The following is a 13,276-nucleotide window of genomic DNA, read 5'->3' on the forward strand; positions in this document are numbered from 1 at the left end:
GATTATTAACATAAATGTATCGTAAGTTTTTTTGATAAATCGAATTTTATATCAAGGCATATCATCGCACATTTGTCCTGTTCGAATGAACAATTGAATTTTTATTGAATCATCAAAATACAATAATTATGAATTACAAATTTAGTAACGATGTATCCGAGGATACCGTAATCGAAAATGTAGAAAAGAAAGAAAACAAAGTATATGACCAAAAGCCAACGCCGGCTTTTATATCGGCATCATGGTCTGCACTATTTATAGGAATGATATCGTATTGCACCGGATTATGGAATGCAGGGATGGTACTTAACGAAAAAGGATACTACTTTACCATCCTGCTATTTGGATTGTTCTCTGCGGTATCTGTACAAAAAAGTGTTAGAGACAGGCTAGAGGGGATCCCTGTTACCGATATCTATTACGGGATTAGTTGGTTTACCACGCTTACCTCTATTTTATTGCTGATTATCGGTTTATGGAATGCCGACCTGGAGCTTAGTGAAAAAGGGTTTTATGGGATGTCTTTTACCTTAAGTTTATTTGCTGCCATTGCGGTACAGAAGAATACCAGAGATAAAAAGTTTATCGAAAACAGCGAAGAGTAATTAAACCCGAATTATCAATGACGTTAAGTTAAGGATAAAGTTTAAAAATTTATGTCACATTGAGCTTGTCGAAATGCTTTTCAAAAGTATGTTTTCAAATGTCTTCGACAGGTTTATCCTGAGTCTATCGAAGGGCTCAGACTGACAATTAAAAGCTTAACTAAACGACATTGCCCGAATTGTGCATTAGCACTTCGATATAAAAGGTTAACAAAGTGAAATCAAAAGAAGGGGCCTTAGGGGGGCTTGAGGTCTCTTGTTTTGATGATTAAAGAAGACAGCCGTGTGGCTGCGGCTGTCTTTTTATTAAAATAGACTACTTAATTATTTATAATTAATCACAAAATTTACCTACGATGAATGTACTATTGAATGAAAAGAGATTGACCATTATTAATCTTGTGATCGTATCATATTTTGTAGCACTATATCTAGTTAATTTGTTTACAATAGATTTTGTTTTGGTAGGTGTATTTAGAGAGTTACTCACTATTCCTTTTCTAATTGGTCAAATAGTGTTTTTGCTATTTGATATACTCTTTCTAATAAAACAAAAAAGGATTCGTGTTTTTACTCTGTTTAGTGTTGTTTTATTAATTACCAGCACTTTTATTACTATCGGAAGCTTCTTCTTAAGTACGCTGTAGACAAATCTATAATTATATCAAGCACTTTTAATTAATAATCATGTATTATGAGTTCAAAATTTAATAAAGAGCTGCAAACACTGGTAGGGGATAAGATCATTTCTCCCGAGTTGGCAGATAAAATAGAGCAATATTATGCTACCAAAGATGTAGGAAAGCCAAATAAGCTATTTATGATCTTTGGGATTTTTGGAGCGTTATTAGTGGGGTCTGGTATTATTTTAATGCTGGCACACAATTGGGATGATTTTTCGAGATTAACAAAAACAATCTTAGCATTTGGACCTCTGTTATTGGGGCAGATCTTGACAGGGTTTTCAATACTAAAAGATAAAAGCATCACCTGGAAAGAGGCTTCGGGGACTTTTCTCTTTTTTGCAGTGGGAGCCTGTATGGCACTGGTAAGCCAGATCTATAACATCCCGGGAGAATTAGGTTCTTTTTTGCTTACCTGGATTATCCTTTGTTTGCCATTGGTATACCTGTTACGATCACATGCGGTAGCTTTACTTACTATACTATTAAGTACATACTACGCTGTAGAGGTTGGATTATGGAACTATAGAAATACAGAAACTCCCTGGTTGTATATTGCGTTTATAGGAGCTATGCTACCATATTACTACAGGCTTATCACAACAAATACGACCAGTAATACGGTTACTATTTTTACCTGGATTTTACCGGTAAGTATCGCAATTGCATTAAGTGCATTTATCGGTCGTAGCGAAGATCTTGGTTTTGTGATGTATATCACTATGTTTGGCTTCTTATATACGATAGGGAGACTTCCTGTATTTAAAGAGTTACGAACACTTAGAAATGGTTTTTTGATCATTGGCTCACTAGGGACTGTGGTATCACTAATGATCTTTTCGTTTCGTTGGATATGGGACGAACTCCCGGATACATTTACTTATGATACCCAGGAGCTTTATACAACAGTAGTAATAGTCGTATTGAGTATCTCTGTGTTGGGATATGCCATTATAAAAAAGGGAATACGAGCTGTTAATCTGTTTCAGGTGGCTTTTGTGATCTTCTTATTGGTGTATTTCTTACTGCAGGATACGGGCGTTTTACCGGTTGTCTTAATGAATGCATTAGTGTTTGCCCTGGGCATGTCTGCCATAAAGATCGGAGCAGATAAATTTAACTTCGGGATCCTTAACTATGGATTATTGATCATTTCGATTCTGATCATTTGCAGGTTTTTTGATACCGGAATGAGCTTTGTTGTTAGAGGAATTTTATTTGTGATGGTAGGAGCAGGATTCTTTTTAACCAATTATATCATGCTAAAAAAACAACAACGTATTAAGAAGTAATTTGATGATATACTCTAACATAAATAATGTAATGTCTATTTAATTAGGCTTTTAATTGTTAGTCTGAGTCTATCGAAGGGCTCAGTGTGACAAGAGATATTAAAAACAATAAAAAAAGAACAGATGAAACCGATTTATTTTATAGTATTTGTAATCCTGGCCGTAGTACAAATTGGTACTCCGCTAAAGATGATTTTTGATAAGGAGGATATCCTGATTTCGGGTACAGCTTATAAATTTAAAACCATGCCGATTGATCCTACAGATCCGTTTAGAGGAAAATATATTAGGCTTCAGTTTGAAATGGACTCTTTTGCAACATCAGATACTACTTATGTGTATGGAGATAAGGTACGAGTGTATATAGAAAATGATGATGAAGGCTTTGCAAAAGTTGCTGGAGTAAGCAAGGAGTCTCTTGATATTGGTGGCGATTATGTTATGGCCAAAGTAACGAATACGTACAACAATAAAATCATGTTCGAACTCCCGTTTGATAGATTTTATATGGAAGAAACCAAAGCATACGATGCAGAAAAAGCCTATAGAGATATGAATAGAAATAATAAAAAAGATGATGTCTATGCCCTGGTATATATTAAGGATGGCGCATCGGTTTTAAAAGATGTAATTATCGAAGGGATACCAATACAGGAATATGTAGAATGATAAGTGCAATCTAGATTTAAAGTCTAGCCTTTCTACAAATCAAAAAGTGTTTGACTTTAAACAATCTGTCTTTAGAAGTCAATAATTATCGTTGATAGTTAAGTAAATCTAAACATTAAAAGTTGTAATAAAGTATAACCTCAAAGAGAAAACAAATTATGAATATCATTATTAAACAGATTAAAATTATGGAACGGATGGATCAGCTCATTCGTCTACAAGCTACTGGAACCCCAGAAGATTTTGCGTCTAGTTTAGAGATCTCAAAAACCAAACTCTACCGTGTTATCGATATTATGAGAACTTTAAATGCTCCGATAGAGTATGATATTATCTTACAAAGCTTTGTTTATGCTGAAGCTGTAGGTTTTCGATTCGGGTTTTATCGAAAGAAACAAAAACATAAAAAGTTGAATTCACTTGCTAGATAATCGGTAAATCGTAAGAAGTAAAATGAAAGGTTAAGTAAAGTGAAAAATTATATCCAACACAAATTTTTAATATATCGCCATTAAACCTTTTAGTAATCCTGAAGTCTTATAATTAGAAATCAAAATAGTAAGGATATGAAAAGTATAATGAAAATAGTGGTGCCGGTTGTATTGTTTGGATTTTTAATGACGTCTTGTGCTACTACGGTACAAGTGCGTCCGGCACGAGGAGTTGTAGTTGCCAAAGTACATCGCCCTAAAATTATAGTACATAAAAATGTAAACTATTACAGAAGCGGGGGTGTATGGTATATAAAAAAGAATAGAGTGTATAAACGAGTTAGCGTTCCTGCCGGAGTACGGGTGACTACCTTGCCTAGAGGATATAAAACGGTAAAAGTAAGAGGGGTAAAGTATTATACCTGTAAAGGAGTATACTACAAGAGATCAGGTAAAAGATATATTGTAGTACATGTATAGTTGTTGCATTGAGTTGGTTAGTTAGTTTTGATGGGGATACCCTGGCATTTTCACGCCGGGGTATCTGTTATATTAAAACCTGTAATTACCAGGCCTCTTCGATCTGTAGTCGTTCTCCGTTTTGATATGAAGCGATAAAAGCATTTCTAAATCCGAGTCGTACCAATTCTCTACGAAATTTTTTGGCTTCATTAAGCGTTTCAAAATTTCCTAAAGCATACTTATTAAATCCTCCGCTTTTAATTTGTCTGAAATTCACAAAATTCTCAGAATACATAGACAAATCGATACTTTCAAAAGCTCCGATTTGTACAGCATATACCAATTCATCTTGCAAGGAACGACCATTTCCTACTCCAGTACTATTTGAATCTAACTCCTGATTCATGGATAGGTTTTTAACCGTTTCTGTTAGCTCAGCGATTTTGGTATCCCGTGTAGTCATTTCGGATTTGTGTTTTTTCTGGGTAATCATGTTTTCTGGAGTATTAAAATTCATGAAATACACAGTTCCTGCAACGCCTAGTAATGCAATGATACCTAGTATGATGGTTGCGATCTTAAACTTTCGAGAGTTTTCTTTTTCGTCTTTTACAGCTTTGTTACGTGCATAATCTACAGCACGTTTAGACTCTTCGGCTTTTTCTATCTGGTCTTTAAAACCCTGTAATTCTTCGTCTGTTATAAAAGGCATCTGATTTGTGTTTAGATATTCAAATATAATTGATTATTATAAAACTTCAAGGTTTTGTGAGTTTTAGGAATATTTATATATTGCAAATCTAAAATACTACGGTATAAACGTAAAAATTATAAGGTTATTTAATATATAGATAACATTCATACATAAATGTATAGATACCTTTGCTGTTCATAAAAATGATTGAAAGGGAATTATTTGATTTTGGATATTGATGATCTGTGGTATCCAAATCTTTAAAGTGGAGAATACGTAAGGATAACATTTTCGGCAAGGATTGCCCGGGTGTACTAGGATGTCATTATTGCATTGTTAGAAAAGTATGTTCGAAGACAACTGGGAAATTCTCGTATAATCGAAATTGTTTGAGGGGAAAACGCAACCGGTAAGGTTGCGTTTTTTATCTTTTACAGTATTTGTCTTTACAATTAGTTTCCGTCCTGGGTCGGTGTCGAACTACATTTGGTAAGTTCTTTACAAAACTTCAATAAACTTTCCTGATTATTCTTGTACTCTTTATTAGCTACTTTTTCGATTACTGTTGGGCAACCTTCAGCATATTTGGTAAGGTTCTTTTTAAAACCAAAAACAAAACCAGCACCCATAGTTGATTTTCCTTTTTCACTTCCGGCAGGAAGAATCACCAACTCAGATTCGTTAAATAGATATAAATTAATCTTATCAGATTCAAAAAGTACTTTACAAAGCTTATCTGTAGCCCCACCTAATACCATTTGCCCGGCATCTACAGCTCCAGACTTAATAGAAGATTCTTTAAACTTAATATTTCTGTAATGAAGCCCATCGACAAAGACAAGTTCTTTACATTTTTTTGCACTTTTTACTCTGCTTCCTATCGGAGTACCGTTTTGGTCATACTCTACGGTTTTTAGCTTATATCCGATTGAAGCAATATCACTGGACTTGATATCCACCAGTGTAGTATCATTTTCTTTGGTAATCAAATATGCTTTATTTAATTCTATATCTGCAGTCTCGCTTTCTTCTTGCTCTTCCTCTTCTGAAACATTACTTAAATCCTCGGTAAGTACTTTCATATGCCGAGTATTTGTTTTATTAGTTTCTAAAGATTTGATAAGCTGATCTGCCTTTTTGATAAAATATTTACCATCTTTTTTATCATAATTATTATCGATGATTTTCTGAGCGTACTCTTTTACTTTCTCAGGCATCTCTAGATAGTAGTATAAATTTGCGATGTTATAATAACTGGCATAGCGTACCTTTCTTATTTTACGTTTATCACCAGGATAGTTTGGGATTACACTATTAAAATATTCGATAATAGGCTCCATCTCTTTTTTGATCTCATCGATAGGTTCATCGTATTTGATTTTATCAAATGAAGCTTTTACCTTATCAAATGCTTCGTGGTGTTTTTGAAATTCTGGATGCTTTTTCGAGCCTAAAATCCATAAATATTCATATTCGGTTGTATAAGGAATGTATCCATATGCACGATTTGCATAGCTATTGATATTGCTTATAATTGTGTTCTTATGAGCAGTTCTATACTTGTTTCTTAAGTTATGTCGATTATTGTTGTAATAATCTTTTGCTTTGGTATAGCTGCCAAAAGTACTACTCTTATAGGTGGTACTTTCTGAATATGTTTTTTGGAAATTTTCTGCAGTTTCTGCATTGTTAAATGATAAAGAAGCAGAAGATGAATAGGTAACAACTACCATATATTCGTAGCTTACAGAAATAACTTTTCCTTCTTTGTCCTTTTTCTCAATTTTGTTTTTATTGATATTGACTTCTCCTATTTCTGTACCGTTAAACGTGTAATTATAATCTAATGTTCCTTCAGACTTTACTTTCGAGAATCCAGAAATTGAAATTCCCCTATGATTCGTAGAATATGTTCTTTTGGTATCGTCCAGAATGGGCTTTGTAGGCAATTTTACATAAGAAACTTTAAAGTTTTCTTTATCCAAATCTGCACTTTGTGCAAACGAAATTAGACAAAACAATAGGGTAATAGATGTTAGTAATCCTTGTTTCATAATAGTTGAGGTTATTTTAAATAAATAGCCGCAAATATAGTTAAAAAAATGTTAACGCTTTATTATGAAACAAGGACCCTTGTTTTTTGTCTATTCGGTAACCTCTATGATTAGGGCATCATCGGTCTTGGTAACTTTGGTTAATCCTAATTTAGAAAGTCCTTTGATACCTTTATCCCAGCCTTTGTTACTTAAGCCTGTAGCACTTTTAAGTTCTGACAAATCCATACTTTTTTCTTTTTTAAGAATCTCAAAGATGGCTTTTTCATTATCATTAAGTTCTACTTGCTTTTTCTCTGGACGCATTTGAGGGAAAAATAGTACTTCCTGTATAGATTGGTTATTGGTCATAAACATAGCCAATCGATCAATACCTATCCCAATCCCCGAGGTTGGAGGCATACCATACTCGAGAGCACGTAAAAAGTCCTGGTCGATAAACATAGCTTCGTCATCACCTTTTTCAGATAATTTGAGTTGATCTTCAAAGCGTTCGCGTTGATCGATAGGATCATTAAGCTCTGTATAGGCGTTTGCCAATTCTTTACCATTTACCATAAGCTCAAAACGTTCTGTGAGGCCTTCTTTAGAACGGTGTTTTTTGGTAAGCGGACTCATCTCTACAGGATAATCGATAATAAACGTAGGTTGGATATAATTGGCTTCACACTTTTCTCCAAAAATTTCATCTATCATTTTTCCGATCCCCATAGTTTCATCAACTTCAAGACCCAGTGCCTTAGCTGCTTCACGAACTTCGGCTTCGCTCTTTTTATAAAGGTCGTATCCTGTATGTTCTTTTATCGCATCAAGAATACCAATACGCTTATAAGGCGCTTTATAGTTAATGACGTTATCTCCAAATTGGGCTTCGGGAGTTCCGTGAAGTGCGATGGCTACTTTTTCTAATAACTTCTCTGTCGTATCCATCATCCAATGGTAGTCTTTATAAGCAGCATACATTTCCATTACGGTAAATTCTGGATTGTGAGTACGATCCATACCTTCATTTCTAAAATCCTTTGCAAACTCATACACCCCATCAAAACCTCCTACAATAAGACGTTTTAGATACAGTTCGTTGGCAACACGAAGGTATAATGGAATATCCAGAGCATTGTGATGCGTTATAAACGGGCGTGCTGCTGCACCTCCTGGTATAGGCTGAAGAATAGGAGTTTCGACCTCTAAAAAGCCCATTTCGTTATAAAAATTACGAATGGTATTTACAATCTGTGTACGTTTAATAAATGTATCTCTAACTTTTGGATTTACCACCAGATCAGCATAACGTTGGCGATATCTTAACTCTGGATCATTAAATTCATCAAAAGTATTTCCTTCTTTATCTGTTTTTGGAAGAGGAAGAGGTTTTAAAGATTTACTTAATAGCGTAAAGTTTTTAACCAATACGGTCTTTTCACCCACCTGAGTAGTAAAAAGCTCTCCTTCGATACCAATAAAATCACCTATGTCTAATAGCTTTTTATAAACTTCGTTATACAAGAGTTTATCCTCACCTGGGCAAATCTCGTCTCTGTTAAAATAAACTTGTATGCGACCATCGGCATCTTGTAATTCTGCAAAAGAAGCTTTACCCTGTATTCTTCTAGACATTAATCTACCTGCAATAATCACCTTTTTACCTTCTTCGAACTTGTTCTTTATCTGTTTCGAGGTATAGTCAACCGGATACAATGCAGCCGGATACGGATCGATACCTAGATTGCGTAATGCGCTTAATTTCTCTCTTCTTACAAGTTCTTGTTCTGATAATTGCATAAATTCGTCATTTTAAAGGCACAAAAATAGCCTATTTGAAGAATTTAAAGAAAGGTCTGATTAAAAACTTTTGACCTCAATTTTATGACTTTAAAAAAAACGTAATCCAAAGCGGTTTTTGGATAAAAAATATAAACTCATCAGATGGTACTGAATTGATAACCCAAATTAATTTGGTATCGAATTTAGTTCTTTAATTTTATCCTGTATTTCTTTATTATCTTCAAATTCTAATGATTTTTGGTAGTATTTGATTGCGTTGGTAGTATCCTTAAGGTAAAGATATGTATTGGCTAGACTTACATAAGTATTCGCTTCCTTTGGAAACAATGCAGTATTAAAGTCTAATATTGCTATAGCTTCTTTTTGCTTACCCGCATAGAAAAGAACATTGGCATAGGTGTTTAATTCGTATAAACTCTGGGTCTTATCTTTAAATTGTTTGATTAGTTTTTTGGTGTTCTTAGCGATATAAGATGTTCCTTTTTTGGTAAGGACATCATCCATTAGCATTACCGAGCTATATTTTGGAGTGTAGTTTTTAGAGAGTATAGAAAGCATATCTTCTTCCAGTGTTTTTCTGGGAGATTCTACAATACGATTGATCTCTTTTCCGTCTTTATAAAAAATCAGAGTAGGCACCCGGTGTATATTCAACCCTTCGTGTTCTCCTCCCGGACTTTGTTTATAGGCTTCCCGACTTCGGTCTACAGCAACAACAGTAAGTCGATCCAGAGGAAAATTACTTTCTTCTAATATTTTATACATACGAGGAACCTCACGTTTGCTGTCTCCACACCAGGTACCCATAAAAAGAGTAATCGTATAGGAGGGGAGTTGTGTTGCTAACGAATCTATACTGCTTTGTTTCGGGACATATTCTTTATAATTTTTTGAAAACCACTCGTTATAAGGAGCTTGTGCTAATCCCTGATTATTGATCTTACCAAGAAGCATAGGAGAACTTCCCTCTGTTTTGATCTCATGATTAAAAGATTGAGCAGAAAGTGTCATTATGGATAAGATCATAGCTATGATAGGACATACAATTGTTTTCATTGCGTTGGGTTTAAATTAGTGGAAATAAGATGTAAATGATGAGATTGTTTGAAAATGAATTGTCAGTCTGAGCCTGTCGAAGATGTATTGCTTATTAATAGTATAAAAACTTCGACAAGTTCAGTCAGACATTAAAATTCTATTTTTTCAGAAAGCTTCATCGTTTTGGGTTAAACCCGAGTGTAACCATAGCTCCTCTTATTAAGAGTTGGTTGATTTCGAGTTGTATAAGCGATTTCTGTATAGAGTGATTATTTGCTTATCGGAGCCCCGCTTACGGCCTTAGCTCTGGGAGTAACCATAGCTTTGATTTTAAGTATTTCTTTACCTTTTTCGGTGTTTGCCGTAATCGTTACCTGCTTGTTTTGCAGATTGGGTTTACCATTAGAGTTAAAGGTAACCATCATATCTCCTGTAGCTCCCGGAGCTATTGGTTCTTTTGGCCATTTAGATACAGTACAACCGCAACTACCTTTGGCACTAATAATAACTAGTGGCGCTTTACCGGTATTGGTAAAAGTAAATTTGTGTTCTACAATATCACCTTCGTTAATAGTTCCGAAATTGTGATTGGTTTCGGCAAAATCCATTACCGGAAAATCTGAGATTTTTGCATCTCGACTTTCAGAAACGGCTACGTTTTCTACGTTTATCTTTTTGGTAGCATCATCCTTACAAGATACTACAGCCATTACTAGTAGGCTAGCTAAGATTAGGAATTCTTTTTTCATGATTTCGATTTTTTAATTATTTAAAAGGGTTAAAAACATTATTTGTTGAGAAGAGGTATTATTCTTCTCGGTTTAATTCTTTTGTAGTGTTGTAGATAGTACTATCTACAATTATTTAATCTGTTTAATCAGTTTAGCTATATTTTGATTAAAATTATTTTTGGTTATACCGGTTACTTCTTCCAATACAGGAAAATAATCTTCATTTTTTTTACCGCAACTCAGTAATTTGAGGATAGGAGAAAAGCCTTTTTCTGCGTTTATTTTTTTTACCAATAAAGCATTAAGGGTATAATCCACTCTCAAAGCCTTATTAATTTCGTCTCCATAATTTTTACCTTCGTTATAAAGGGTTATCCAGTCGGCATCTGGGTTTAAAGCTATAAATCGTTTGAATTTTTGAAGAATTTCTTCCCAACTATATCCCCAGCTGCCACCAAATAAGAAAGCGCAACCTTCATCGACTGGTTTGTATGTTTTTTCTGCAGGAAGTATTTTTCGTAATCTGCTGTGCCATAGATCATGTGGATCAAAACCTTCAGGGTTAGAAGCTAGAACACCATCGATAATTAGATTAGTAGTATTTTCATTGGCAATAAGTGTATTATGACTGTATCCATTATAATCTACTTTGAAATCTACACCCACTAATCTTAGTACCTCATTAAAATTTTCGGCACAATATAATTTGGTGGACTGTTTAGGAATATTTAGTATGCTATCATATTCTGCAATTTTTGAAGTATATGCCAGTGCTTTAGAGATTTCAAAATTGTTTTTAAAATAAAAGGTGTTATTTCCTATTGTTTTTGTTTGCCATGATACTGTATTTTGATGTAGTGGAGAATAGAAATAAAATTGATGATTTCTCTTTTGCGCAAGTATACTATAGTTAGCTCTTAAAATGGGCTTGTTTTGATGTGTACCCATATAATAAAATTGAATTAAATATTCGGTATCATTAAGTTTGAGAATATTATTTACATAGCATTTATAAAAATTGTCATCTTTAAATTTGTTACTCTTTTCTATATCTTTTAGCTCATCTAGTAATGCCGAGGTTGCCAAAAGATTTTGCGGTAAGACAAATGTATTTTGGTTATTAGGTTTCTCTTTTAAGCTAAGAAATCCATCAAATGATTTAATTAACGTTTTGGTTATGGTTGTATCCTTTGGTAATCTCGTGGTTTGAAGAATTTGCACAGAACTGGTTTGTGCTTTTAGAGTATATAGTGATACAATAGAGAGTGTTGAAATAAGAATTGTCTTTACAGATATTTTATACATTTATTTTGATTTGGATTAGATTATCAAAAATCAAAACATAAAGGAATAAAATCAATAAAAACAGGTTTGAAAAGAGGACTAGACCCCGGGTGGATTTTTTGTTATTTCTTGATATACAGGGATTTAACTTCGTCTCTCGAACTCACTTCAAGTTTTTTATACAGATTGTTAATATGAGTTTTTATAGTGCTAATACTTACAAACATAGTAGAAGCAATCTCTTTATTGGTCTTGTCATCAAGAATAAGATCTAATACTTTTTGCTCTTGTTGTGTAAGATTTTTTTCTGAACTATTATGAGACGCATTTATCTTTTTTCGATAGTAGAGAAATTGAAAAATGTTAAGCGCTATAGCACATGCTAATACTATCCATAACCACCAATTTTTATATGAAACTTCTTTGGGACTGATTATAAATTTGTCTGAAGCTAATTCTGTTTCATATTGTTTGGTATATGTACTATTGGGATATTTTTTTTGTAATCGTTCTAATAGATTATCATAATATGTGTTTTGTTTTAAATCTTCGAGATAGTGCGCATACAGATTGTTGGATTTGTCGGATAAAAAAGCATAAACATAAAGCTCTGTAAGGGGTTCGTTTTGATTTTTTACAAAACGTTGTAATGTAGTAAACCACTTTTTTTCATTGATCTTACGATTGGCTTCGCTTCTATACGAAGCAAAGGCAAAACGCATTTCATCAATAATAGAGTCGACTTTAATAAAAGCATTACTTTTTTCATTATTCGAAACAATTTTACAAAACATTTCATTATCAAAAGAAAAGGGCAAGGTAAGCGTATCTGTATTATTGGCAATAAATAAGATTTCTTTACTATAAGGGCAAAACCCATTAAAATGAATTGGCTTTTTTTCATTTTCAGAACACCCTTCGATATGAATTCGATACATATGATTTTGTAAAGGAAGGTTATCTCCCGAAAAGCTAAAATAACCCATAGAGTCACTTACCGTTTTCTGAATAATCTGCTCGGGATAGACTCCTGATAACTTTCTGTAATCCTCTATCAATGATAAGTAAATATCTCCCGACCAGTTTTTTTTGTCGACATAGCCAGAAAATTCATATTGTGCCAAAAGTATTTTAGGGCAAATCAATACACTAAAGTATAGTATTAGAAATGGTAATTTTATGCATTTAAACCTATTTGACATTTGGTATTGTTCGTTTTATTTATTTTTAATTTTCAAGCCAGGTTAAAAATATAGAAATTAATTTTATAGTAATATTGTAACATAATAAAATTGTCATCTACTTATAAGTATAACATTTAATTTATTTTACATTACAAACTATGAGTATCTGGAGAGTTATATTAGCTATTTTTTTTCCACCGTTATCAATACTGGATAAAGGTTGTGGGTCTGTCGTAATAGTATTGTTGTTAACTATTTGCGGTTGGGTACCTGGAGTGATAGCAGCATTGGTTATACTTAATAATCCAAAATGATAAAAAGCACTTCTGATTTTTCTACAGAAAGCTAATCGACACGTTATAAA

The 13,276-nt window shown here is 33.5% G+C and carries 14 protein-coding genes; 7 read left to right on the forward strand and 7 right to left on the reverse strand.

Going from position 1 to position 13,276, the window contains the following annotated elements; all coding sequences use genetic code 11:
• The first annotated feature begins 128 nt into the window (after positions 1–128).
• The 6 genes from yiaA to ATO12_RS13395 all read left to right on the forward strand — a co-directional run bounded on the left by yiaA (position 129) and on the right by ATO12_RS13395 (position 4,160).
• Positions 129–605, forward strand: a complete 477-nt coding sequence (yiaA, locus tag ATO12_RS13370) for an inner membrane protein YiaA (protein WP_034242593.1) — start codon at positions 129–131, stop codon at positions 603–605.
• Positions 606–961: 356 nt separating this feature from the next.
• Complete coding sequence (locus ATO12_RS13375) at positions 962–1,252, forward strand: hypothetical protein (protein ID WP_034242595.1); 291 nt, start codon at positions 962–964, stop codon at positions 1,250–1,252.
• A 47-nt stretch (positions 1,253–1,299) separates the two neighbouring features.
• Positions 1,300–2,580 carry a DUF2157 domain-containing protein gene (locus ATO12_RS24940; protein WP_051575820.1) on the forward strand — a complete coding sequence of 427 codons (1,281 nt, stop codon included), beginning with the start codon at positions 1,300–1,302 and terminating at the stop codon, positions 2,578–2,580.
• Between the two features lie 123 nt (positions 2,581–2,703).
• On the forward strand, positions 2,704–3,249 hold the full coding sequence (locus tag ATO12_RS13385) for a GDYXXLXY domain-containing protein (protein WP_081802064.1): 546 nt from the start codon (positions 2,704–2,706) through the stop codon (positions 3,247–3,249).
• 158 nt (positions 3,250–3,407) lie between these two features.
• Positions 3,408–3,680 carry a hypothetical protein gene (locus ATO12_RS13390; protein ID WP_034242599.1) on the forward strand — a complete coding sequence of 91 codons (273 nt, stop codon included), beginning with the start codon at positions 3,408–3,410 and terminating at the stop codon, positions 3,678–3,680.
• A gap of 135 nt (positions 3,681–3,815) precedes the next feature.
• Entirely contained in the window at positions 3,816–4,160 is a 345-nt protein-coding gene (locus tag ATO12_RS13395) for a DUF6515 family protein (RefSeq protein ID WP_034242601.1), read from the forward strand.
• A gap of 85 nt (positions 4,161–4,245) precedes the next feature.
• Here ATO12_RS13395 and ATO12_RS24945 read toward each other — a convergent pair whose 3' ends face one another.
• From ATO12_RS24945 to ATO12_RS13430, 7 genes are all read right to left on the reverse strand, one after another.
• On the reverse strand, positions 4,246–4,854 hold the full coding sequence (locus ATO12_RS24945; protein WP_051575822.1) for an SPOR domain-containing protein: 609 nt from the start codon (positions 4,852–4,854) through the stop codon (positions 4,246–4,248).
• 434 nt (positions 4,855–5,288) lie between these two features.
• On the reverse strand, positions 5,289–6,890 hold the full coding sequence (locus tag ATO12_RS13405; protein WP_034242602.1) for a hypothetical protein: 1,602 nt from the start codon (positions 6,888–6,890) through the stop codon (positions 5,289–5,291).
• 90 nt (positions 6,891–6,980) lie between these two features.
• Entirely contained in the window at positions 6,981–8,672 is a 1,692-nt protein-coding gene (gene lysS / locus ATO12_RS13410) for a lysine--tRNA ligase (RefSeq protein ID WP_034242604.1), read from the reverse strand.
• Positions 8,673–8,840: 168 nt separating this feature from the next.
• Positions 8,841–9,731 carry a hypothetical protein gene (locus ATO12_RS13415; RefSeq protein WP_034242607.1) on the reverse strand — a complete coding sequence of 297 codons (891 nt, stop codon included), beginning with the start codon at positions 9,729–9,731 and terminating at the stop codon, positions 8,841–8,843.
• A 251-nt stretch (positions 9,732–9,982) separates the two neighbouring features.
• Positions 9,983–10,462 carry a DUF1573 domain-containing protein gene (locus ATO12_RS13420; protein ID WP_034242608.1) on the reverse strand — a complete coding sequence of 160 codons (480 nt, stop codon included), beginning with the start codon at positions 10,460–10,462 and terminating at the stop codon, positions 9,983–9,985.
• Between the two features lie 111 nt (positions 10,463–10,573).
• Complete coding sequence (locus ATO12_RS13425; protein WP_034242610.1) at positions 10,574–11,749, reverse strand: hypothetical protein; 1,176 nt, start codon at positions 11,747–11,749, stop codon at positions 10,574–10,576.
• Between the two features lie 101 nt (positions 11,750–11,850).
• Positions 11,851–12,930, reverse strand: a complete 1,080-nt coding sequence (locus tag ATO12_RS13430) for a helix-turn-helix domain-containing protein (protein ID WP_051575824.1) — start codon at positions 12,928–12,930, stop codon at positions 11,851–11,853.
• 140 nt (positions 12,931–13,070) lie between these two features.
• Between ATO12_RS13430 and ATO12_RS25345 the strand changes: the two genes are divergently transcribed.
• Complete coding sequence (locus ATO12_RS25345) at positions 13,071–13,226, forward strand: YqaE/Pmp3 family membrane protein (protein ID WP_074410361.1); 156 nt, start codon at positions 13,071–13,073, stop codon at positions 13,224–13,226.
• The last annotated feature ends 50 nt before the right edge of the window (positions 13,227–13,276 follow it).

It is taken from the genome of Aquimarina atlantica (assembly GCF_000626715.1).
In the GTDB taxonomy this organism is placed as follows: Bacteria; Bacteroidota; Bacteroidia; order Flavobacteriales; family Flavobacteriaceae; genus Aquimarina; species Aquimarina atlantica.